22 protein-coding genes and 1 tRNA gene are annotated in these 21,424 nt (G+C 71.2%); 10 read left to right on the top strand and 13 right to left on the bottom strand.

Annotated elements, in window-relative coordinates; all coding sequences use genetic code 11:
* The first annotated feature begins 97 nt into the window (after positions 1-97).
* From ACZ45Q_RS04555 to ACZ45Q_RS04540, 4 genes are all read left to right on the top strand, one after another.
* On the top strand, positions 98-1,381 hold the full coding sequence (locus tag ACZ45Q_RS04555; protein WP_468255328.1) for an AAA domain-containing protein: 1,284 nt from the start codon (positions 98-100) through the stop codon (positions 1,379-1,381).
* 146 nt (positions 1,382-1,527) lie between these two features.
* Positions 1,528-1,896 (top strand): hypothetical protein, encoded by a 369-nt coding sequence (locus ACZ45Q_RS04550; RefSeq protein WP_468254766.1) that lies wholly within the window; start codon positions 1,528-1,530, stop codon positions 1,894-1,896.
* A gap of 133 nt (positions 1,897-2,029) precedes the next feature.
* Complete coding sequence (locus ACZ45Q_RS04545; protein ID WP_468254764.1) at positions 2,030-2,602, top strand: bifunctional DNA primase/polymerase; 573 nt, start codon at positions 2,030-2,032, stop codon at positions 2,600-2,602.
* Positions 2,593-2,666 (top strand) — tRNA-Lys (locus ACZ45Q_RS04540). Before ACZ45Q_RS04545 ends, ACZ45Q_RS04540 begins: the two co-directional genes overlap by 10 nt.
* Positions 2,667-2,733: 67 nt before the next feature.
* On the opposite strand, the gene ACZ45Q_RS04535 is transcribed toward ACZ45Q_RS04540, so the two are convergent.
* Positions 2,734-4,077, bottom strand: a complete 1,344-nt coding sequence (locus ACZ45Q_RS04535) for a M6 family metalloprotease domain-containing protein (protein ID WP_468254761.1) — start codon at positions 4,075-4,077, stop codon at positions 2,734-2,736.
* A gap of 321 nt (positions 4,078-4,398) precedes the next feature.
* On the opposite strand from ACZ45Q_RS04535, the gene ACZ45Q_RS04530 reads away from it, so the two are divergent.
* A complete protein-coding gene (locus ACZ45Q_RS04530) occupies positions 4,399-6,264 on the top strand; it encodes a putative bifunctional diguanylate cyclase/phosphodiesterase (protein WP_468254758.1) in 1,866 nt (621 codons plus the stop codon).
* Here the strand turns inward: ACZ45Q_RS04530 and ACZ45Q_RS04525 are convergent.
* From ACZ45Q_RS04525 to ACZ45Q_RS04505, 5 genes are all read right to left on the bottom strand, one after another.
* On the bottom strand, positions 6,240-7,340 hold the full coding sequence (locus ACZ45Q_RS04525; protein ID WP_468254755.1) for an LLM class flavin-dependent oxidoreductase: 1,101 nt from the start codon (positions 7,338-7,340) through the stop codon (positions 6,240-6,242). The genes ACZ45Q_RS04530 and ACZ45Q_RS04525 overlap by 25 nt on opposite strands.
* A gap of 73 nt (positions 7,341-7,413) precedes the next feature.
* A complete protein-coding gene (locus ACZ45Q_RS04520) occupies positions 7,414-7,614 on the bottom strand; it encodes a DUF397 domain-containing protein (protein ID WP_468254752.1) in 201 nt (66 codons plus the stop codon).
* A 1-nt stretch (position 7,615) separates the two neighbouring features.
* Positions 7,616-7,816 carry a DUF397 domain-containing protein gene (locus ACZ45Q_RS04515; RefSeq protein ID WP_468254749.1) on the bottom strand — a complete coding sequence of 67 codons (201 nt, stop codon included), beginning with the start codon at positions 7,814-7,816 and terminating at the stop codon, positions 7,616-7,618.
* 3 nt (positions 7,817-7,819) lie between these two features.
* Positions 7,820-8,017: a DUF397 domain-containing protein gene (locus tag ACZ45Q_RS04510; RefSeq protein ID WP_468254746.1), complete on the bottom strand. Its 198-nt coding sequence runs from the start codon at positions 8,015-8,017 to the stop codon at positions 7,820-7,822.
* 10 nt (positions 8,018-8,027) lie between these two features.
* Entirely contained in the window at positions 8,028-8,879 is an 852-nt protein-coding gene (locus tag ACZ45Q_RS04505) for a helix-turn-helix domain-containing protein (protein WP_468254743.1), read from the bottom strand.
* A gap of 228 nt (positions 8,880-9,107) precedes the next feature.
* Between ACZ45Q_RS04505 and ACZ45Q_RS04500 the strand changes: the two genes are divergently transcribed.
* Positions 9,108-9,542, top strand: a complete 435-nt coding sequence (locus ACZ45Q_RS04500; protein ID WP_468254740.1) for an ATP-binding protein — start codon at positions 9,108-9,110, stop codon at positions 9,540-9,542.
* Between the two features lie 403 nt (positions 9,543-9,945).
* Here ACZ45Q_RS04500 and ACZ45Q_RS04495 read toward each other — a convergent pair whose 3' ends face one another.
* The gene (locus tag ACZ45Q_RS04495) at positions 9,946-10,281 is read right to left on the bottom strand and encodes a hypothetical protein (RefSeq protein ID WP_468254737.1); all 336 of its coding nucleotides are present in this window, start codon (positions 10,279-10,281) and stop codon (positions 9,946-9,948) included.
* A 602-nt stretch (positions 10,282-10,883) separates the two neighbouring features.
* Here ACZ45Q_RS04495 and ACZ45Q_RS04490 point away from each other — a divergent pair.
* Positions 10,884-14,081, top strand: coding sequence for an RHS repeat-associated core domain-containing protein (locus tag ACZ45Q_RS04490; RefSeq protein ID WP_468254735.1), 3,198 nt, complete (start codon positions 10,884-10,886; stop codon positions 14,079-14,081).
* Positions 14,075-14,257, top strand: coding sequence for a hypothetical protein (locus ACZ45Q_RS04485; RefSeq protein ID WP_468254732.1), 183 nt, complete (start codon positions 14,075-14,077; stop codon positions 14,255-14,257). Before ACZ45Q_RS04490 ends, ACZ45Q_RS04485 begins: the two co-directional genes overlap by 7 nt.
* 222 nt (positions 14,258-14,479) lie before the next feature.
* Here the strand turns inward: ACZ45Q_RS04485 and ACZ45Q_RS04480 are convergent, their stop codons facing one another.
* The 5 genes from ACZ45Q_RS04480 to ACZ45Q_RS04460 form a co-directional block, all read right to left on the bottom strand.
* The gene (locus ACZ45Q_RS04480) at positions 14,480-14,968 is read right to left on the bottom strand and encodes a hypothetical protein (RefSeq protein WP_468254729.1); all 489 of its coding nucleotides are present in this window, start codon (positions 14,966-14,968) and stop codon (positions 14,480-14,482) included.
* Positions 14,969-15,134: 166 nt separating this feature from the next.
* Complete coding sequence (locus tag ACZ45Q_RS04475) at positions 15,135-15,404, bottom strand: hypothetical protein (RefSeq protein ID WP_468254726.1); 270 nt, start codon at positions 15,402-15,404, stop codon at positions 15,135-15,137.
* Between the two features lie 508 nt (positions 15,405-15,912).
* On the bottom strand, positions 15,913-16,350 hold the full coding sequence (locus tag ACZ45Q_RS04470; protein WP_468254723.1) for a cytidine/deoxycytidylate deaminase family protein: 438 nt from the start codon (positions 16,348-16,350) through the stop codon (positions 15,913-15,915).
* 247 nt (positions 16,351-16,597) lie between these two features.
* Complete coding sequence (locus tag ACZ45Q_RS04465; protein WP_468254720.1) at positions 16,598-17,329, bottom strand: maleate cis-trans isomerase family protein; 732 nt, start codon at positions 17,327-17,329, stop codon at positions 16,598-16,600.
* Positions 17,326-18,267 (bottom strand): maleate cis-trans isomerase family protein, encoded by a 942-nt coding sequence (locus tag ACZ45Q_RS04460; RefSeq protein ID WP_468254717.1) that lies wholly within the window; start codon positions 18,265-18,267, stop codon positions 17,326-17,328. The genes ACZ45Q_RS04465 and ACZ45Q_RS04460 overlap by 4 nt, the downstream gene beginning before the upstream one ends.
* Before the next feature lie 229 nt (positions 18,268-18,496).
* On the opposite strand from ACZ45Q_RS04460, the gene ACZ45Q_RS04455 reads away from it, so the two are divergent.
* A complete protein-coding gene (locus ACZ45Q_RS04455; RefSeq protein WP_468254714.1) occupies positions 18,497-19,468 on the top strand; it encodes a D-2-hydroxyacid dehydrogenase in 972 nt (323 codons plus the stop codon).
* A 17-nt stretch (positions 19,469-19,485) separates the two neighbouring features.
* Positions 19,486-20,892 (top strand): amidase, encoded by a 1,407-nt coding sequence (locus ACZ45Q_RS04450; protein ID WP_468254712.1) that lies wholly within the window; start codon positions 19,486-19,488, stop codon positions 20,890-20,892.
* Here the strand turns inward: ACZ45Q_RS04450 and ACZ45Q_RS04445 are convergent.
* On the bottom strand, positions 20,873-21,367 hold the full coding sequence (locus ACZ45Q_RS04445; RefSeq protein ID WP_468254709.1) for a DUF3830 family protein: 495 nt from the start codon (positions 21,365-21,367) through the stop codon (positions 20,873-20,875). The genes ACZ45Q_RS04450 and ACZ45Q_RS04445 overlap by 20 nt on opposite strands.
* Positions 21,368-21,424: the final 57 nt, after the last annotated feature.

Genomic DNA, 21,424 nt, shown 5'->3' with positions numbered 1-21,424 from the left:
GGCCGGCGCTGCCGCCCCGGGAGCCGCCGCCCCGGGAGCCGGCGCCGCGGGTGGCGCCTTCGACCCGGGCGCCGAGGCCGACCGGGCGACCGCCAGGATCCTGCACGACACCCTGCACGGCACCCAGCGCGGCGTCGTCGTCGACTCCCCGCCGGGCGCCGGCAAGTCCACCCTCGTCGTACGGGCGGCGCTGGAGCTGGCCGCGGCGGGGCGCCCGCTGATGGTGGTCGCGCAGACCAACGCGCAGGTCGACGACCTGGTGCTGCGGCTCGCCGAGAAGAACCCCGAGCTGCCGGTGGGCCGGCTGCACAGCAGTGACACGGACGCGTACGACAAGGCGCTGGACGACCTGCCGAACGTACGGAAGTCGGCGAAGGCCGCCGACCTGGCCGGGCTCGACGTGGTGCTGTCCACCGCCGCGAAGTGGGCGCACGTGAAGGTGGACGAGCCGTGGCGGCACGCGATCGTGGACGAGGCCTACCAGATGCGGTCGGACTCGCTGCTGGCCGTGGCCGGGCTGTTCGAGCGGGCGCTGTTCGTGGGCGACCCCGGGCAGCTGGACCCGTTCGCGATCGTGGGCAGCGAGCAGTGGGCGGGCCTGTCGTACGACCCGTCGGCGTCGGCGGTGACCACCCTGCTGGCCCACAACCCCGGCCTGCCGCAGCACCGGCTGCCGGTGTCGTGGCGGCTGCCGGCGTCGGCGGCGCCCCTGGTCTCCGACGCCTTCTACCCGTACACGCCGTTCCGCAGCGGCACGGGTCAGGATGATCGCCGGCTGGCCTTCGCCGTCCCGTCGGACGGGTCCGGGCCGGACCGGGTGATCGACGAGGCGGCCGGCTCCGGCTGGGGTCTGCTGGAGCTGCCCCCGGGACACACCCCGCGGACGGACCCGGAGGCGGTGCGCGCGGTCGCGGCGGTGGTCCGGCGCCTGCTCGACCGGGGCGGCGCGGCCGTCTCCGAGCGCTCGCCCGAACCGGCGCCGCTGACCGCCGGCCGGATCGCGGTCGGCACCGCGCACCGCGACCAGGCGGCGGCGGTGCGCGCGGCGCTGGCCGAGCTGGGGGTCACGGACGTGACGGTCGACACGGCGAACCGGCTCCAGGGCCGCGAGTACGACGTGACGGTCGTCCTGCATCCCCTCTCCGGCCGCCCCGACGCCACCGCGTTCCACCTGGAGACGGGCCGCCTGTGCGTCCTGGCCTCCCGGCACCGGCACGCGTGCGTCGTGGTCTGCCGCGCGGGGGTGGACGCCCTCCTGGACGACTACCCGTCCACGGAGCCGGTCCAGCTCGGCACGGTGGTGAAGTTCCCGGACGGCTGGGAGGCCAACCACGCGGTCCTCGCCCACCTCACCCGCCACCGGGTGAGGTGGGAGCCCTAGGGGCCGGTTGCGGGCGCCGCCCGCGGTCGACGCGCCCTTGCGCGGGCGCGGGACAATGGACGGTGGCCCACTTCACCGGGGCGCCCCCGCTTGAACCACCGCTCGCCGGGGCAGGGTCATGCGCGACGTACGAGTGAGGAGACGACATGGCGGAGCCAACGCCGCATCGGAGCGAACCGCGGCTGCGCCCCGCGCCCCTGCTCTTCGAGCCCGCGGCGGCGGGCGCCGATCCCGAGCACTTCTTCGACCTGGAGTCGATCGACGACCCACGGGCGCTGCTGGAGCGGGCGACGGAGCTGACGCAGGCGTTCCGCGCGGCGGCGGACCGGGCCATGGAGTTCCAGGCGCTGGCCGCGGCGCAGCTCGCCGACCCGCGGCGGTTCGACCGGCTGACGACCGCGGACATCGCCGAGCGGGCCGAGTGGACCGAGGACTACGCCAAGAAGATGGTGGAGTTCGGGCGGGACCTGATGCGCGGCGGCGAGGGCGGCCCGGGGTCCGTCGAGCCGGTCTGACTCCCGGACCAGGACCCGGGCCACGCCGCTCGGCATATGCCAGGCGGGCAAGATACCCCTCCGCTCCCCTTCCTGTCCCGGATTCCGGCAACTCAGCGGAACCGACCGCTCACGGCAGGTAGATGTAAACCCCATGAGCACCACACCGAACGTCTCCCACGTCACCTCGGACGGCGCCGCCTGGCTGGCCTCGGCGGGCCCGTACCCGCGCAGCACGCTCGCCCTCTGGGAGGAGCGGCCCGACGCCCCGGTGGTGCTGCCCTGCGGGTCCAGCTTCGACGTGGTCAGCGCCTCCGCGATGTTCGGCCGCCGGATGCTGGACCGGCTGTGGGCCGACGGCCCGGGTTCGGGCCCGGTGGCCGAGGCCCGGGGCCGGATCCTGCTGTTCGCCGCGCCCGGCACGGCCCAGCGGCTGCCCTCGCTGCTGGAGTGGGAGGAGTGGGGCGGCCGTACGGGCACGGTCCCGTCGCTGCTGTGCCACGGCACCGGGGACGCGGTGACCGTCCCGGCCGTCGCCGGCCGGAGCGAGCGTTCCGGTTCCGCTTCCCGCTGGCTGGTGGCCCCCGACACCCGGCAGCCCTGGCTGCCCGGCCCGGAGGTCCTGCTGTGGGCGGCCGTCCGGGCGGCCCGCGCGGCCGTGCGGATATCGATTTTTCCTCCCGCCGACCAGGATGCTAAGGTCTACGACGTCAGCAGGCGCCGCTAGCTCAGTTGGTTAGAGCAGCTGACTCTTAATCAGCGGGTCCGGGGTTCGAGTCCCTGGCGGCGCACGACACGGAAAGGCCCTCCGCGCAAGCGGGGGGCCTTTCCGCATGGGCCACACACTCCGCAACCGCGCTAGGCCGGCTGTCCGGGCGTGATCGTCACCGTCCACGCCCCCGACGCCGTACGCCCCGCCACCTCCACCCGCACGCCCTCCCCCGGCACCGTGAAGCTCTCCCCGAGCCCGACGGGCGCGTCCGCGAGCGGCGGGTAGACCGAGTCCTCCCAGCACGCCGAGGTGCGCGGATGGGCGTCGATCACCTCGATCGGCCCACCGCCGGACGCGGCCGTGCTCCGCACCCGGTACACCAGCACCCCGGCCCGGCAGGCGCCGATGTCGCTGCCCACCGGCCCGCGCGCCTCGAACGCGAGCGCGGTGTCGGCGCCGGTGCGCACCACCGCGAGCTTGGCGCCCCGGCCGAGTCCGAAGGCGGGCGCCCCCGCGGCCCCCGTCACCGGCACCCCCGGCCCCGCCCCCAGCGGCTCCAGCGTCAGCCGCACCGGCTCCGCGCCCCGCACACAGATCACCTGCCGGGGCTCCAGCCAGCCCAGCTTCCACTTGTGCCAGCCGAACAGGTCGGGAGCGAGCCCGAACTGGCTGCCCATCAGGTCCCAGTCACCGACGTGGGTGTCCCAGTCCCCCTTGCCGTCGGCCGGCCGGTGGTACAGGTCGGGCAGGTCGAGGACGTGCCCGGTCTCGTGGGCCAGCACCAGCCGGTCCGGCGGGTGGTTCTCGAAGACCGTGACGACCCGCCGGATGTCGGTGCCGTCGGCGCGCAGCGGGGTGTCGAGGTTGACGACCTTCGTGGCGTCCGAGTCCACGCCGGGCGCGTCCGGGTCGGCGACGAAGTAGACGATGTCGTAGCGGGAGAAGTCGACGTGCCGGTCCGCCGCGGCCAGCGCGTCGCGCAGGTAGGCGGCACGGTTCCGCGCCTCCCAGTCCCGCTGTATGGCGTACGCCGTCGAGGGGCGCGGCATGCCGATCCAGTGCCGCAGGGGGTGCGGGCGCAGCGTGAACCTGCCGTAGGAGGCCCGCTGGAAGAAGCGGGTGGTGACCGGGAAGTGGTCGGCGGCCAGTTCGGCCGGCGCGGTCAGCGGCTGGGAGTCGGGGAAGGACAGGAACACCATCACCGCGTCCAGCGCGCGGGACGGCCGCGGGTAGGCCGCGTTCCAGGTGTCCAGGCCCTCGGAGTGATGGGCGTCGGTGCGCTCCAGGGCGCAGGGCTCGGGCGAGAACGGCTCGGCGACCGAGGGCGCGGACACCAGCGAGGTCGCGGCGAGCGCCGACATGGTGGTGGCCACGGCCGCGGTGCTGCGCAGCCTGGGCCACGCCAGGCCGCCACCCGCCCGGCGCCCCGCCTCCGCGAGCCCCTTGAGGGCCTCGCGGGGAAGTCGCCTCAGGGGAAGCTGGCGCGGCACAGGGACCTCCGGAGCGGTTCGCGGGACACCGCACCCAGCTTGTGCATATTTGTCGTACTACGCCCTGTCCGGCTGCACCGGTCGGGTGAGTCACCCGGAATTCCCCCGCGGCTCCCCCTGCCGACGCCCCCGCGCCACTCACGGAACGTCACAACTGGTCGGAGGCGTTTAGAACCCGTCCAGGGGCGAGCAGAAACGATCTGGCAGGGTCTTCCGCCCGTCGCGGAGCGCGCGAAGCGGCTGGAAGGGCCTCGGGCCAGCCTCTATGATCGGCACACTTTCCGGCACGGACAGAGATCGAGTGCACTGCGGGAGCGAGCGGTGAGCGGAACGTCCGAAGGGCCGACGCCCGCGGCAGACCTCGACCGGTCGGCCGTCACAGAGAGTAACATCGACTTGGCGGCTCGTACCGGCCTCCCCGGCCGCGCGGAGGAGCCCGCCCCCTACCGGTCCGTGTTCACGGCGGCCCCGCTCGCCATGGCCGTCGTCGACCCGGAAGGCCTGGTCGTCAGCGCCAACGACACGCTCGGCGCGCTGCTCGGCACCACGCCCGAGGAGCTGGCGGGCCGCCCGGCGGCCGACCTGGTGGACCTCGCCTCCGACGCCCGCACCTGGGGCACGTACCGCGAGGTGCTGCGCGGCGACCGCCCCCGGCTGCGCTGCACCCGGCGCCTGAAACGCCCCGACGGGCACTCCCTGTGGGCGCAGGTCACGGTGGCGCCGCTGGCCGGGGACGCGCCCGGGCTGCTGCTGTCCGTCGCCGACATCAGCGCCCGTCGCGAACTCCAGGCCCGGCTGCGCCACTTGCAGATGCACGACCCGGTGACCCGGCTGCCCAACCGCTCCCTGTTCTTCGAGCGCCTCACGGCCGCCCTGGACCCGGAGTCGTACGAGCACGGCGGCAGCGGCCGGATCGGCCTGTGCTACCTGGACCTCGACGGTTTCAAGGCCGTCAACGACACCCTGGGCCACCGCGTCGGCGACCGGCTGCTGACCGCCGTCGCCGAGCGCCTCACCCGCTGCGCCGAGGAGGCCGCCCAGGTCCGGTCCGGCACCCCGCTGGTGGCCCGGCTCGGCGGCGACGAGTTCGCGCTGCTCGTCCAGGACTCCACCGGCACCGACCAGCTCGCCGACCTCGCCGAGTCCGTCCTCGCCGCCCTCCAGGAACCCTTCGACCTCTCCGGCCGCAGCCTGTCGGTCACGGCGTCGATCGGCGTCGTCGAGCGCCACGCCGCCGGCACCACCCCCACCGCCCTGATGCAGGCCGCCGACACCACGCTGTACTGGGCGAAGGCGGACGGCAAGGCCCGCTGGACGCTGTTCGACCCCGAGCGCAACGCCCACCGGATGACCCGCCAGGCCCTCGCCTCCACGCTCCGCCCGGCCATCGAACGCGGCGAGTTCGCCCTGGAGTACCAGCCGCTCGTCGGCATGGACGACGGCCGGCTGCGCGGCGTCGAGGCGCTCATCCGCTGGAATCATCCTCAGTTCGGCGTACTGGCGCCGAATCGGTTCATCGCACTGGCGGAGGAGGACGGTTCGATCGTTCCCCTGGGCCGCTGGGTGCTGCGCACCGCCTGCCGTCAGGCCCGCCGCTGGCAGCTGGAGCACCCCGGCGAGCCGCCGATCTTCGTCAGCGTCAACGTGGCGGTGCGCCAGGTCTGGGACTCGGACCTGGTGGCGGACGTGGCGGCGACGCTGGCCGAGACGGGCCTGGCACCCGAACTCCTGCAACTGGAACTGACCGAATCGGCGGTCATGGGCTCGGCCGGCCGCCCGCTCCAGGCGCTGAAGGCGCTCAGCGACATGGGCGTGCACATCGCCATCGACGACTTCGGCACGGGCTACTCGAACCTGGCCTACCTCAGCCGCCTGCCCGTCTCGGTCCTGAAGCTCGACGGGTCCTTCGTGCGCGGTTTCCAGTACGACGCCCGCAGCACCGAGCGGGACGCGGAGACGGACGCCGACCGCACCAGCCCGGCGGACGAGGTGATCGTCGAGGCGATGGTCCAGCTCGCCCACCGCCTCGGCCTCACCGTCACCGCGGAGTGCGTGGAGACCTCCGACCAGGCGACCCGGCTGCGCCGGATCGGCTGCGACACCGGCCAGGGCTGGCTCTACTCCCGCCCGGTCCCGCCCGACCGCATCTCCGAACTGCTGCTTCAGCCGGCCGTCGGCAACCCGTAGACGTCCGCGATCAGCTCGTACGACCGCAGCCGTACGTCACCGCTGTGCGCGTTGGCGGTGATCATCAGCTCGTCGGCGCCGGTGCGCTTCTGAAGATCGTCGAGCCCGGCGCGGACCTCGTCCGCCGTGCCGTGCACGACGTTCGCGTTCCAGGAGGCGACGAACTCCCGCTCCATCGGGCTGAAGTCGTACGCCTCGGCCTCCTCGGGCGTCGGCACGAGCCCCGGCCGCCCGGTGCGCAGCCGCACCATGCTCAGCGCGGCGGCGAGCACCTGCCGCCGCGCCTCCCTCTCGTCGTCCGCGGCGAGCGCGGACACGCCGATCAGGGCGTACGGCTCGGCAAGGACGGCGGACGGCCGGAAGGTCTCGCGGTACAGGTCGAGGGCGGGGATGGTGTTCTGCGCCGAGAAGTGATGGGCGAAAGCGAACGGCAGCCCGAGGGAACCGGCGAGGCGGGCGCTGAACCCCGACGACCCCAGCAGCCAGACCGGCGGCCGGTGCGGGGACTGCACCCCACCGGGGCTGGTGGCCTGCACCGGCCCGGGTACGGCGTGGATCCGCCGGTACGGGTGCCCGTCGGGAAAGTCGTCGTCCAGGAACCGGATCAGCTCGGCGAGCTGCTGCGGAAACTCGTCCGCCCCCTCACTGAGCCGCTCGGCCCGGCGCAGCGCGGCGGCGGTGGCCCCGTCCGTGCCGGGCGCGCGGCCCAGGCCCAGGTCGATCCGCCCCGGGGCCATGGCCTCCAGCGTCCCGAACTGCTCGGCGATCACGAGCGGCGCGTGATTGGGCAGCATGACCCCGCCCGACCCGAGCCGAATCCGCTCGGTGTGCGCGGCGAGGTGCGCGAGGATCACCGCCGGCGAGGAGGAGGCGACGCCGGGCATCGAGTGGTGCTCGGCGACCCAGTACCGGTGGAACCCGCGCCGCTCGGCGAGCCGCGCCATGTCGACGCTGGTCCGCAACGCGTCGGTGGCGGTCCGTCCGGCGCCGACGGTGACCAGGTCCAGGACGGAGAGGGGGACGGGGGCGGTGCCGTGGGCTGTGCCCTGGATCTCCTCTGCGGCGTCTTCGGACATGGGGGTGCCTCCTGGTTCACACGGCGCTGAGACGGTTGCGTTCGCGCCGGGGTCAACAGGAGGCGGGGGTGGGTTATTCCTGGTGGGGGGCCTTGAGGGAGGTGAGGAAGGCGACGAAGGCGGGGGCCGGGAAGGTGAGGACGGCCCGGGCGGGGGCCTTGGAGTCGCGGACGGCTATGCGGGGGTGGCGGTGGGCGATCTCCACACAGGCGTTGCCGTCGCCGCTGCCCGAGTAGGACGACTTGTGCCAGCGGAGGGCCTGGAGCGCACCCACGTCAGCCCTCCTGGTCCCGGACTTTGAGGGAGGCGAGGAAAGCGGTGAAAACCGGGGCCGGGAAGGTGAGCACGGCTCGGGCAGGGGCCTTGGAGTCGCGGACGGCTATGCGGGGGTGGCGGTGGGCGATCTCCACACAGGCGTCGCCTTGACCGCCGCCGGAGTAGGACGACTTCTGCCAGCGGACAGCTTGGAGACTCACGCTTCAGTCCTCCTGGTTCTGGGCTTTCAGGGAGGCAATGAACGCGGTGAAGCCGGAGGCCGGGAAGGTGAGGACGGCGCGGGCCGGCGCCTTGGAGTCGCGGATGGCTATGCGGAGGTGGAGGCTCGCGACTTCCACGCAGGTGTTGCCGTCACCCCCACCCGAGTAGGACGACTTGCGCCAGCGGATCGCCTGTGACATGCCGGTGCCCTCACAGTTCCTTCGTCATGCGGTGGATGAAGTCCCGCGTCGCCACGGGTTGCAGTGCTGCCTTCTCCACCTTATTGAGCAAGGCTCGGAACCGTGCCAACTGGGATTGAGCATCGATGAAGGCGGTACCGTGCGGCGCATCCCGCAGCACGGTGTCCAGCTGAGGAAGAGGCCCGCCAACATAGACCATCTCGAGCCCCGCCCCTGCGAATCCCTCCCGGTCAAGAGGGATGACCCTCACTGTTGCGCAACCGCTTTCGATGGCATTCAGGACCTCCTGCAACTGAGCCCGAGCCGCGCGCCGGTCGGCGACCAGGATGCGGAGTGCCGCTTCGTGCACGATGGTCTCGTATGGGGTGGCGACCTCACGTTCGAGGATGGACCGGCGGCGCATGCGGTGCTCGACCCTGGGCTCCAACTCGCTTGGGGGCAGTTCGGGCACCGTGTAGCCGAAGACCGCGCGGGCGTACTCCGGAGTCTGCAGAAGTCCGGGAACGTGGCTGGTTACCACTTCGCGCAGGAACGCCGCATGGTGCTCCGTCTCGGCCACGTCCAGGAACACCGGCGGCAGCACGCCCCGGTACTCCTCCCACCAACCCTGCGTGCGACTGGTGGCCATGGCGACAAGGGCTTCGATCAGTGCCTCGTCGGCGCAGGCGTAGTGGCTCGCGAGGCGGCGCACACGCTCCTCACTCACGCCGGCGAGCCCCGCTTCCACCTGACTCATCTGCGCCGAAGTCGAGTTGAGCAGCCCCGCCACCTCGCGCGCCTTGAGCCCTGCGGCCTCCCGCAGCCTCCGCAGCTCTGTCCCCAGACGAACCTGACGCGCCGTGGGTTGGCTCCGTGGCGCCATGGGTGCCTCCAGCCCTCAACCGTCCTACCGAAGTGGCTCGTTCGGGGGTCAGATTACGCCACTCACTTGCCCGAGCAAAAATTTTTGCTCTACCGTCGGTGACGCGACGCACACGCTGCGCGCACCGGACGTGCCGGAAGCACACCGCTCCGCCCTGCCACGACGGCTGCGGCACCGACACCGGACGCCCGCCCTACTCCAACTCCCCCTCACCGACGAGGAGCCCGCATGCCCGAAAACGAACCGTGGGAGTACTCCCTCTACATCCCCAACGACGTCCGCGCGGTCACGGTCTGCCGCCGCACCCTCCGTTTGATCCTCACGATCCACGGCCTGATCCGCCTCACCGACCTCGCCGAACTCCTGGCCACGGAACTGGTCACCAACGCCGTACGCCACACCAAAGGCCCGGCCGCCCTCCGCGTACGCTGGTCACCCCCGAGCACCCTCCGGATCGGCGCCTGGGACGCCGACCCCGAACCGCCCGTCCCGCCGACGCCCTTCGAGCAGGCGGTGGAACAGGAGGACGGCCGGGGCCTGGCCCTGGTGCGGGCCTGCGCCGACGTATGGGGCTGGCAACCGCTCGCCAGGAACGGCAACCGGGGCAAGTACGTGTGGTGCGAGGTCGGAACCCCGGCGGGGGCACCCTCACCGGCCGCCTGACGACGACGTCACCGTCGGGCCGCGACCGGCGCACCCCGGAGACGCCCCGCGCGCACCGCACCACCCACCACCCGACCGCCGCCAAACCCACCCGGCGTGCTGGCGAGGCGCTGACGCGCACCGCCGACGCCGGGCGCGGACGCAGCTGACGGGGGACCGCGAACCTACCCCGGCCACCCGCCTTTCCGGGCCGCTCGCTCGCTTCTCACCCGTGCTGGAACGGGCCGAGTCAAGGGGCGGCCGCAGGCCGGTCGCCGAAGGCGACGCGACCGCAGGGAGCGCCCTTTACTCGGGTCGTGGAAGCACGACACTGGCAAAGAAGCGGGCGGCCCCGACGGCCACGTCACCATCAAGCGGCACCCGCAACGCGGGTGCCCGGTTGACGCGCCACCGTAACTCGCGGTCAGGCCGCCGTGTCCCACTCGACTTCCCCGCTGTCCGCGTCGGGCGGCTCCTGCCCCCGCTTCTCGTACGCCCTGGCCACGGCCCACGCGAGCGCCGCCGGCGGCACGAGGCACCACGGAATCAGCCACAGGGTCTGCCACCAGGCGAACCGCGGCCCGATGACCGCTTCGGTGGCCGCCGTCACCATTGCGGTAGCCAGGCTCCAGCACAGCAGGCGCCCCGTGTACCGCACGGGACGGGTGGACTTGAGGGGCAGACAGCCGGGGCGGAGGAGACGGGACAAGGGCACGCACAGGCGTCTGCCCGGTCCGTACATCGCGGGAACGTCCTTCACGAGAGGGAGCGAAAGGGTGGCTGCCGCGGGTGGGGCCGGGCGCCGGACGCGGTAAGTGTGCATTCCGTGAAAGCGCGTGCACAGGGATGTCCGGGCGTCACCGAGACCAGCTCGGACAACTTTCCAGGCAGAAAAAACCACCCGCAAACGACCTATACCGCCGCATCACCTGCGGCCTCCTGAGCCCTGCCTCCATACCAACTTGGCCAGAACGCACCACTTGGAAAGGCCATTCATGCGCTATGGAGGCGTCTTCGCGCAATTTCAGTCATTCCGCTGGCACTTGCTGCCCTACTAGGCGTCACTTCCAGGCTGCGCGCATCAATATTGCCCCTCTTTACCCCCTTGGTCCTGCTGAACCGGTGGGGCTGATTCCAGCACGTATGCAACGTCAGTTCGGGGGGACGTCGCGCCGGTTCGTGTGCTTCTTGTGACAGCTTGTGCGTCGCCGGTGACCGCCGTGGTCACTGGCTATGACTGTCTGTCTGCCTTCCTGTGGGGGGAAGCTGATGCACAAGCGTGCTGGAAGCACGCCGTTTCGGCGTGCCCGGAGAACACACAGAACCGCTCTCATCTCGGCGATCACTGCCGCGGCTGTGGTGATGGCGGCGGCGCCCGGTCTCGCGGCGCCGCCTGAGCCGGAGCTGCCGAAGCCGGAGAGCCCGTGGACGAAGCCGACGAAGGTCGAGGCGCCCGCCACGCCGGCTGGGAAGACCAGGCCTGCGAAGTCTCAGCCGGAGGCCGGTCCGTCGGCCGAGGTCGCGGCCTGGAGGGCGGCGCAGAAGGCCCGCACGAGCGGCGGGAAGACCAAGGACTCCGCGTCCGTGGCGGCTGCTGACGCCGCCACCGACTACCTGCCCGAGGGCCAGGGCGAGGTCCCCTGGCACCAGATCCTCGACACCCGCCTCAACGACGCCCTCGTCGCCCGGGTAAACGTCTCCAACGGCAACCTGATGCTCGCCGCCACCGACTTCGACATCGCCGGTGTCGGCCAGAAACTCCAGCTCACCCGCACCTACAACTCCCTCGAAGCACCGTGGGGCAAGGTGTCGCAGCGCTGGTGGCAGGCTTACGAGCGCTATCTCCAGATCACCGACGGCGAGATCGCGGTCTTCGACACCACCGGCGAGCTGCTGCGCTTCACCGCCAACCCGGACGGCACGTACACCACCCCGACGGGTTACTCCAAGGACCTGAAGAAGAACCCGGACGGCACCTACACCCTCACCGACCGCAAGTCCGGCTCCAAGGACACCTACAGCGAGCACGGCACCCTGCTGAAGGTCACGGACAAGAACGACGGCACGATCACCGTCGACCAGCACGACGAGGGCGGTGAGCACAAGGGCTTCAAGCTGACCGAGACCCGCTCGGGCCGCTGGATCGACCTGGTCAAAACGTACGGCAACCAGTGGCAGGCCAAGGACCACACCGGCCGCACCGCCGTCTTCGACCTCGACGCGTCCGGCAACCTGGCCAAGGTCACCGACACCGCGGGCAAGGCCACGGTCTACGAGTACGACTCCTCCCGCCGCCTGACGAAGGTGACCACCCCCGAGGGCACGGTCACCGTCTTCACCTACGACGCCCACAACCGCGTCACCTCCATGCAACGCGCGACGGGCACGTCGTCCGGCGGGCACACGGGCCCGACCTGGCGCTACGACTACACCGCCGCCACCCCGCAGGACGCGGGCACGACGACGGTCACCGACCCCGACGGCGACGCCACGAAGTACGTCCACAACGCCGACGGTGAGGTCACCAAGGTCACCGACCCGCTCGGCCACTCCCGCCACGCCACGTACAAGAACCACCTGACCCAGACCGCGACCGACGCGATGGGCACCGGCTCGGACGGCACCGGCGGCAACACCACCACCTACGGCTGGGACTCCCGCAACAACCCCACCTCGGCGAAGCTGCCGATGGGCGCCACGGCGTCGGTCTCGGCGTACCAGACGATCGCGGGCACCGACCTGCCCAGCGACATGACCGGCGCCAACGGCCGCAAGGACACGTTCGAGTACGACACCAACGGCAACACCCTGTCGGTGACCACGTCGGGTACCGCGGGCGCCACCCGCGAGTTCACCTACAACAAGGACACACCCACCTGCGGCGGGTTCGAGGGCCAGCGCTGCACGGCGAAGGACGGCAACGGCAAGGTCACCTCGTTCACCTACGACGGCAAGGGCAACCTGACCAAGGTCGAGCCGCCCGCCCCGCTGGGGGAGACGACCTACACCTATGACGCGCTGGGCCGGGTGGAGACGGTCGCCGACGGCCGCGGCATCACCACCGTCTACGTCTACGACTCCCGCGACCGCGTCACCAAGGTGTCCTCCACGAACTCCACGGTCACCTACTCCTACGACGGCGACGGCAACGTGAAGTCCCGCACGGACGCCTCCGGCACCACGAAGTGGGACTACGACCAGCTCAACCGCGAAAGCGTGCGCACCCTACAGAACGGCGCACAGACCGCGCTCGCCTACACCCCGGGCGGCGATGTCGACTTCTACACCGACCCGACCGGCAAGACGGACTACACCTGGGACGCCGCGGGCCGCCTCGACTACCTGACAGCCCCCGACGGCAAGAAGACCGACTACACCTACGACAACAACGGCAAGCGCACCAAGACGGTCTACCCCGGCGGCACCACCCAGGCCGTGACGATGGACGACAACGGCCGCCCCCAGCGGATCAAAACGACGTCGGGCACGCAGACGTTCATCGATCTCTCCTACAGCTACGCGCACGCGGGCAAGGACACGACCAAGATCCGCACCCGCACCGACCACCTCACCGACTACACCACCACCTACACCTACGACTCCCAGGACCGCCTCACCTACGCCCGGGAAGCCGACTCCGCCGGCACCCGCAAGGCCTCCTGGCTGTACTGCTTCGACAAGGCAGGCAACCTCACCTCCCGCGACGGCAGCAAGAGCTCCTGCCCGGGCGGCACGACCTACACCTACAACGACGCATCGCAGCTGACCGGCAAGAACGGCTCCACCACCGGCTGGTCCTACGACAAGCTCGGCAACGAGACCGCCGCCGCCGGCAACACCCCCCGCACCGACGAGACCTGGACCGACTACAGCCAGCTGGCCGGCATCACCGCAGGCGGCAAGACCTACGACCTGGTCCACGCCGGCACCACCAACGCCGAGCGCACCAAGCTCGGCTCCACCTGGTTCCACCACACCGCCCTCGGCCTCGCCTCGACAACGACGAACGGCGTCGACACCGGATTCATCCGCGAGCCTTCGGGCACCTTGAATTCCATGACGACTGGGGGGAAGTCCTACTACTACCTCACCGACGCCACCGGCAACGTCCGCGGCCTCGCCGACGACACCGGCAAGCGGACGCACACCTACGCCTACGGCCCCACTGGCCTCCCGCGCACCACACCCACAGAGGCTGTCCCCCAGCCCTACCGCTACGCCGGCACCTACCTGGACCCGACCGGCCTGTACAAGATGGGCCACCGCTATTACGACCCCACCCTCGGCCGCTTCACCCAACCCGACCCCTCCGGCCAGGAAACCAACCCCTACCTCTACGCCGCCGGCGACCCCATCAACAACACCGACCCGACTGGCCTGGCACCTTCTGCTGGCGAGATCACTGTGGTCACTCTGGGCGTCATCAGTATGGCAACGGGGGTGGGAGGTGCCCTGGCGACGGGTGTCGTCGCAGCAGAAGTGCTTGGGGGCATCAGTCTCACGACCGGTATCGCAGGCGGGGTCGGTGGTGTCGCTTGTATGTTCTCGGACGGATGCTAGTCGTGAAGATCGCCAGCTACCTGTTGCTCGCGGTGTCCTTGATCGCCATGGCTGTGGCCAACGGTGTGGTAATAGCCAGTGAGCGAGGATCACCTCGCCGTCGGTCCGCACAGAAGGCGGCCCTGATCACCGCTCCGTTCGTCGCACTCGGTATCGTCGGCGTACTGGTGACCTAGACCTAGCAGGAACAGTCGGCACAGGTGTGCGCCGCCACGGACAACCGCGGCGCACACCTGCCCGTTTCCGCCGCTAACCCACCGCGAGAAGGCAGCGTCTCGCTGTGACGAGACAGCGCGAGACCCCGATGCCTGCGATAAACGTCTCGACCACACCAAGTGGCTGGCCTCTCAAGCAGGTTGGAGACGACTCAACGAGCTGAGGGCCGCCGTGTGGTGCAGTTACCCGAGGGGCGTGAACGGGTCCGAGAACGGGATCAGGTCGCTCACGCGAACCAGGCTGAGCTCGCTGGGTTCGACCTCGGAGCCGGACAGGACCACGTCAGTGCTCTCGACGCATCCCCGTGCGACCCAGTAGCGGTTGCTGCTGTTGCGCCAGAGTTCGAAGGTCGTGGGTTTCCCGTCTGTGGTGATGGTGACGGGTTCGGATGCCGGCAGGCTGGCTGGAGGTTCCTCGCCGGGGCGGTAGTAGATCTCGAAAGCCCGTTCCAGCGCCTCGCTGATCTCTGCATTGCCGGAGGAGGCGCTGAAGACCGTGACATGCTCGCCCTGGGGGTCGAAGTACGGAGAGCCGAACCACAGGTACACATGGATGTCGCCGGTGGCTCGGTTGTAGCCGTGACCCGTGACCTGCCGTGATTCCGGCCAGTTGGCGTCGACAGCGAAGACGCTGAAGCCTTCTGCCGAGCCGGGGATGCCCTGATCGTCCATGGGATCTCCCGCGTGCCCGTCCGTGATCAGGCATCCTGCCACCGCGAGAGAACCGGCGGGAACTCGAGGTCGGCATCCACGATTCGGGCCTGTTGGCTGGTCGGTGCACGCACACACGGTGCAGGACCACCCGCATCACCGGTGTGGTCAAGGCCGTCCTCACCCTTCACCTGACAACGGCAAGCTGAGGTTGGAAAAGGCTCCATGAGCCAACCCCTACCTCTACGCCGCCGGCGACCCCATCAATATCAGCGATCCGACCGGCCTTTACAGCATCGACGACCTGGTGACTGATATCAGCATCATCGGTGGATCTGCCGGTGCCGGAGCCGGTCTTGGGGGAGGCGCGTGCTTCTTCGGCCCTCACGCCTGCGGCGTCGGCGTCGGCGGTTTCATCGGCGGCGTCTTCGGGGTTGGGGTGGTAGTCGGGCGACACGTCGCAGACTGAGAACTTGTGGGGTGGAGGCGGCGCACGATCGCCCCCACCCCGCTGAGTCGTAGACCGTATGGTAAGAGTGAGGGGAAGCAGGTATGCGAAGCTCAGGCGATTTGCGAGAGAGCCGAACCTGGAAAGTCTGCATCTGGACGGTACTAGTTCTGTGCGTGATCTCTTCCGGAACCTCTCTTGCGACTGAACGTTGGGGCTTTCTAATCCTTAGTCTCGTAGGCGTGGCCGCAACAACGTTGGCGCTTGTTCAGTTTCGGCGCGGAAAATAGGCCAAAGCGTACGCCGAACGATTTACGGTTCCGCATCACGCCTCATCAAGACTCAGGGCGCGCGACACAGCCAGACCGATACCGCCAGCGACTGTCAGCGATGCACCGTCTGTCGGGATCGCCGTAACCAGGATGACCGTCGCAAAAGCAGACGCCTCGTCGCCGCCTGCGTCATGGTGACTCTCTACACGGTCCGTCGCCGCAAAAAGTGAAGTCTCCTGCTTTTTCTAGCCCCATCCATCTACGTCGAACTGGTGGTCGGCCCAGACGTAGCTCGCGGGCAGTAGTTCTGTGATGGGGACGGGGCGGGCGCCGGCGCTCGTGGGGACGATGACCGTGAGGGACGGGAAGTAGTCCAGGAGGACCTGGCGGCAGCGGCCGCACGGGGGGACGACGCCGCGGTCGCGGTCGCCCACGGCGACCATCGTGTCCAGGGCGTAGGCGCCCTGGGCCGCTGCCGTACCGATCACGACCAGCTCCGCGCAGGGGCCGCCCGTGAAGTGGTAGGCGTTCACCGCGGTGATGATGCGACCGTCCCGGGCGCGGGCCGCGGCGGCCATGGTGTGGTTGTCGCCCCGGCAGCGGGTGCGGGCGACCTGGGCCGCGGCCTCGATGAGTTCGTGGTCGACCGGTGCGTGGTCGGCGTTGTGGGGCTGCATGGCCATCCGGTTCTGCTGGTTGCGTGTCTCGGGTCGGAGTGCGGTACGATCATCTCGCACTGGTCGACGGGGCAACTCCCGGCAGCCGGTAGTGCGTTGGTGGTCCAAGGAAAGACGCCCCGCTTCCTGCGGGGAGATGCAGGTGCAAGGCCTGCCCGGCGCTCCGAGAGTGAGAACCCCGGTCCCGCATCAGCGGGGCCGGGGTTCTCTGTCGTGGTGGGAGCCGGCCCACGCGACCGGGCCCGCCCCCGGTCTACACCTGCACGACCGGCTCCCGGGTGAACAGCGCGCCCAGTTCCGGTGCGTTCACCCTGCGGTCCGCCAGGCGCAGGCCCTCCCAGACCGTCACCTGGTTGGCCGTCAGGACCGGCTTGCCCAGTTCCTTCTCCAGGGCCGGGATGTGGGCCGCCGTGTGCAGCGCGGTGTCGGGCAGGAGGATCACCTCCGCCTCCGGGTGGTCGGCAGCGCGGGCCAGCGCCAGGACCTCGGTCTCGGTCCAGGTGCCGACCTCCGCCGCCGTGATGATCCCCGAGCTGCGGACGCCGGCCACCTCCAGGCCGGCCGCGCGCAGGAAGTCGGCGAAGATCTGGGCCACGTCCTCCGGGTACGTCGCGCCGATCGCGACCCGGCGGACCTGAAGCTCCCGGACGGCGTGGACGAAGGCGAAGGACGTCGAGGAGGCGGGCATGCCGGCGGTCGCCGCCAGGGTGCGGACCTGCTCGTGGGCGCCGTCCCAGCCGTGCACGAAGCTGCCGCTGGTGCACGCCCACACCACCGCCTCGGCGCCCGCGTGCCGCAGCTCCTGCACGCCTGCCGCGAGCCGCTGCGGGGAGCCCATCTCGAGCAGCGCGTCCACCCGGTGCGCGTCCTCGCCGATGTCGGTGTGCACCAGGTCGACCCGGATGTCGCTGCCCAGGAGCTGCTCGATGCGTGGGTAGTCGTCCTCGCCGGAGTGACCCGGGTACAGGAATCCCAGTGCTGTCATGTCCACCCTTCCTGCTGCTGCTCTTCCTCCGGAAGCCCGGAGATACCCGAGATACCGGAGACGCCGGAGACCTCAGAGACCCCGGAGATACCGGAGACCCCGGAGACACCCGGAACTCCCGGCACACCGGGTACCCCCGGCAGGCCCGGGGCTCCCGGAGCCGCCTCGGGTACCTCCGGCACCACGGAGCCGAACCGTGCCGCCGGGTCGATCAGCGCCTGATACGGCCCCACGGCAGGGGTACCCAGCCGGCGCAGCGCAGCCCACATCGTCACTTGGTTGGCCGAGATCACCGGGATGCGCAGCTCGGCCTCGAGCTGCGGGATCACGTCGTAGGTCGGCAGGTTCGTGCAGGAGATGAACAGGGCGTCGGCCGCCCCGGGGCGGGGCACCGCCTGGTGGGCCATGTCGGCCACCTCCCGGTACCCGACCTTCCAGATGTGCCGGGTCAGCCCCATGAAGGCGCAGCCGGTGACCGTGACGCCGCCCTCGGCGACGTACTCCTCCAGGGACCGGGTGACGGAGACGGTGTACGGGGTGACCAGCGCGACCCGGCGTGCGCCCAGCTCGGCGAGGGCGTCCAGGAGCGCGCCGGAGGTGGTCAGCGACGGCGTCGCGCCGGCCCGGGTCATCGCCGCGCACATCGCGCGCTCGCCGGCGATGCCGCCGACGAAGCTGCCGGAGGTGCAGGCGTACGCGACGACCTCGGGGGCGATCGCGTTCAGGGTCCGGGTGGCCTCCTCCAGCGTCTCGTGCTCGCTGACCAGGCGTGCCAGGTCCAGACTGACCTCGACCGGCACGTACGGCGTTCGGGTCATATGGAGCGACACCTCGTCCGGTACCCAGCGCCACAGCTCGCGGTCGAGAGCGAAATCGAAGGGAGCGACGACACCGACCCCGCGTTGCGGGGAGGGTCCGCCGAGAAAGGAGATGTCCATGGCACGCACCGGCCTCACACTGAGGGAGGAGAGGACAACGCACCGTACGCACGGCCGTGTTGACGACGGTAGGTTCCGGTGCGAGCGTGGTCAATCCGCCCGCGTCACCAGCAGGTCAACAGCTGGTTAATCCGTCGTCAGCCCCGCGCCCCAGCCCTTGTGACCGGTCGGTCACCCCCGTTTGCCGCGGGACCGGCCCACGCCCCCCTCCCGGAGACACGCACCGCCGATGACCTCACCCGGACCCGCCCCCACGGCCACCCCCACCCTCCTCGTCCTCGACGCCGAGCCCCGCCCCCGGCTCGGCCGGCTGACCGGGCGCGCCCGGATCGAGTACGCGGACGAGTCGACGCTCGCCGAGCGGCTGCCCCACGCCGACGTGCTGCTCGTGTGGGACTTCACCTCGCACGCCGTACGGAAGGCCTGGCCCGGCGACGGGCCCCGGCCGCGCTGGGTGCACACCGCCAGTGCCGGGGTGGACCACCTGATGTGTCCGGAGCTGGCCGCCTCCCCGGCGGTGGTGACCAACGCCCGCGGCGTCTTCGACGAACCCATCGCCGAGTACGTCGCCGCGCTGGTGCTGGCGATGGCCAAGGACCTGCCGCTCACGCTGGAGCTCCAGCGGGAGCGGACCTGGCGGCACCGGGAGTCGCAGCGGGTGGGCGGCACCCGCGCGGTGGTCGTCGGCTCCGGGCCGATCGGGCGGGCGATCGAGCGCACCCTCAGGGCGCTCGGCATCACCACCGCGCTGGTCGGCCGCACCCCGCGCACCGGCGTGCACGGGCCCGGGGAGCTGGACCGGCTGCTGGCCCGCGCCGACTGGGTGATCGCGGCGGCCCCGCTGACCGAGGACACCCGCGGGATGTTCGACACCCGCCGGTTCGGCGTGATGCAGCCCTCGGCCCGGTTCGTGAACATCGGGCGGGGTCAGCTCGTGGTCGAGGAGGCGCTCGCCGAGGCGCTGGCCAAGCGCTGGATCGCGGGGGCCGCCCTGGACGTGTTCGAGGACGAGCCGCTGCCCGCGGGCAGCCCGCTGTGGCAGGTCCCGAACCTGATCGTCTCCCCGCACATGAGCGGGGACACCGTCGGCTGGCGGGACGAGCTGGGCCGGCAGTTCGTGGAGTTGTACGAGCGCTGGGCAGCGGGCAGGCCCCTGACGAACGTGGTCGACAAGCAGCGCGGGTACGTACCCGGGCACTGACATCCCTGGGAGGGTGGATGACCGACCTCACCGAGCTGACCGCCGCACAGCTCCTCGACGGCTACCGCAAGGGCGGATTCGGCCCCGTGGAGGCGACCCGGGCCGCGCTGGAGCGGGCCGAGCGCATCCAGCCGGAGGTGAACGCCTTCGTCCTGCTCACCGCCGAGGAGGCGCTCGAGCGGGCGCGGGAGTCGGAGCGGCGGTGGCGGCGCGGCGAGCCGTGCGGGCGGCTCGACGGCGTCCCGGCGACGGTGAAGGACATCCTGCTGATGCGGGGCCGTCCCACGCTGCGGGGGTCGCGGGCCGTCTCCCCGGACGGCCCCTGGGAGGAGGACGCGCCGTCGGTGGCCCGGATGCGGGAGCACGGCGCCGTCTTCATCGGCAAGACGACGACCCCCGAGTACGGCTGGAAGGGCGTGACCGACTCGCCGCTGTCCGGCGTGACCCGCAACCCGCACGATCCCTCCCGCACCGCGGGCGGCTCCAGCGGCGGAGCCGGGGCGGCGGTGGCGCTCGGCGCGGGCCCGCTCGCGCTCGGCACGGACGGCGGCGGCAGCGTGCGCATCCCGGCGTCCTTCTGCGGGATCTTCGGCCTGAAACCGACGTACGGCAGGGTGCCGCTGTACCCGGCGAGCGCCTTCGGCACGCTGGCGCACGTGGGCCCGATGACCCGGGACGCGACGGACGCGGCGCTGCTGCTGGACGTCATCGGGGTGCCCGACGCCCGCGACTGGTCGGCGCTGGGGCCGCCGCCGGGGTCGTACACGGATGCCCTGTCCGGCGGGGTGCGGGGCCTGAAGGTGGCGTACTCGCCGTCGCTGGGCGGGCAGGTGGCGGTGCAGCCGGCGGTGGCGACGGCGGTGCGGCGCGCGGTGGAGCGGCTCGCGGAGCTGGGGGCGTACGTCACCGAGACCGACCCGGACTTCGCCGAGCCGGTGGAGGCCTTCCACACCCTGTGGTTCAGCGGGGCGGCGCGCGTCGTCCAGCACCTCGGCCCCCGGCAGCGGGAGCTGCTCGACCCGGGGCTGCGCGAGGTCGTCGCCGCCGGGGCGCGGTACTCGGCGTTGCAGTACCTGGCCGCCGTGGACGTCCGGATGGAGCTGGGCCGCCGCATGGGCCGCTTCCACGAGGCGTACGACCTGCTGGTCACCCCGACCCTGCCGATCACCGCGTTCGAGGCCGGCGCGGAGGTGCCCAAGGGCTCGGGGCACCGGCGGTGGACGGGGTGGACGCCGTTCACCTATCCGTTCAACCTGACCCAGCAGCCGGCGGCGACGGTCCCGGTGGGGCGGGACGGCGACGGTCTGCCGATCGGCATGCAGCTCGTGGCCGCCCGGCACCGGGACGATCTCGTCCTGCGGGCGGCGCACGCGCTGTACGAGGCCGGGGTCGCCGGCCCGGGGGCTACACCCGGCGGAAGCTGAGCGACTCCCCCGCCGCGCCCGAGCGCCACAGGTCGTTGCAGCCCTCCGCCATGGCGTCCAGCCCCTCGACGACCTGGCCCCAGACGATGCCGGGGACCCAGCCGACATCGGCGTTGAGCAGCAGGTTGTTGCGCTCGTAGAACAGGGCCAGGTCGACGAGGGTGGTGCCCGGGCGGACCTCGCGGTCGTAGCCGTACGCCTTGGTGCCCAGCTCCGTGCCCGCGAAGGCGAAATAGCACAGGTCGCCCGGAATGGGGGTTACGGTCGGATTTTCCAGAGGTGGCTCTTTTTCCGCGAACGGCGGGAAAAGGGCGTAGATCTCATTGCGTGCGTACTTCGCGTGGTAGACGTCCCCGGCGAGCGGCAGTGCGTCCCAGACGGCCGCGCAGGTGAGCGGAGCGCGGTCGTCCAGCAGCCGGGCCGTGCAGCGGATGTCGCGTTTGACCAGCGAGACCTCGATGAAGCGATCAGCCATCCCCCCATGGCAGTGCCCAGGCACCGCGTGGTCAAGGGCGCATCGGCGCGATACCGG

Source organism: Streptomyces sp. NPDC031049 (assembly GCF_055571015.1).
The sequence above is the reverse complement of the archived record's forward strand: the minus strand, read 5'-3'. Positions and strand labels throughout refer to the sequence as shown.

Bases quoted from the DNA above. Each gene is read 5' to 3' on its own strand.
- ACZ45Q_RS04550 (WP_468254766.1), top strand. From the start codon at position 1,528: ATGGCGGAGCCAACGCCGCATCGGAGCGAACCGCGGCTGCGCCCCGCG.
- ACZ45Q_RS04505 (WP_468254743.1), bottom strand. From the start codon at position 8,879: ATGGCGCCACGGAGCCAACCCACGGCGCGTCAGGTTCGTCTGGGGACA.
- ACZ45Q_RS04460 (WP_468254717.1), bottom strand. From the start codon at position 18,267: ATGGACATCTCCTTTCTCGGCGGACCCTCCCCGCAACGCGGGGTCGGT.
- ACZ45Q_RS04490 (WP_468254735.1), top strand. From the start codon at position 10,884: ATGGCGGCGGCGCCCGGTCTCGCGGCGCCGCCTGAGCCGGAGCTGCCG.
- ACZ45Q_RS04545 (WP_468254764.1), top strand. From the start codon at position 2,030: ATGAGCACCACACCGAACGTCTCCCACGTCACCTCGGACGGCGCCGCC.
- ACZ45Q_RS04480 (WP_468254729.1), bottom strand. From the start codon at position 14,968: ATGGACGATCAGGGCATCCCCGGCTCGGCAGAAGGCTTCAGCGTCTTC.
- ACZ45Q_RS04455 (WP_468254714.1), top strand. From the start codon at position 18,497: ATGACCTCACCCGGACCCGCCCCCACGGCCACCCCCACCCTCCTCGTC.
- ACZ45Q_RS04485 (WP_468254732.1), top strand. From the start codon at position 14,075: ATGCTAGTCGTGAAGATCGCCAGCTACCTGTTGCTCGCGGTGTCCTTG.
- ACZ45Q_RS04500 (WP_468254740.1), top strand. From the start codon at position 9,108: ATGCCCGAAAACGAACCGTGGGAGTACTCCCTCTACATCCCCAACGAC.
- ACZ45Q_RS04465 (WP_468254720.1), bottom strand. From the start codon at position 17,329: ATGACAGCACTGGGATTCCTGTACCCGGGTCACTCCGGCGAGGACGAC.
- ACZ45Q_RS04450 (WP_468254712.1), top strand. From the start codon at position 19,486: ATGACCGACCTCACCGAGCTGACCGCCGCACAGCTCCTCGACGGCTAC.
- ACZ45Q_RS04470 (WP_468254723.1), bottom strand. From the start codon at position 16,350: ATGGCCATGCAGCCCCACAACGCCGACCACGCACCGGTCGACCACGAA.
- ACZ45Q_RS04445 (WP_468254709.1), bottom strand. From the start codon at position 21,367: ATGGCTGATCGCTTCATCGAGGTCTCGCTGGTCAAACGCGACATCCGC.
- ACZ45Q_RS04510 (WP_468254746.1), bottom strand. From the start codon at position 8,017: ATGTCACAGGCGATCCGCTGGCGCAAGTCGTCCTACTCGGGTGGGGGT.
- ACZ45Q_RS04525 (WP_468254755.1), bottom strand. From the start codon at position 7,340: ATGTCCGAAGACGCCGCAGAGGAGATCCAGGGCACAGCCCACGGCACC.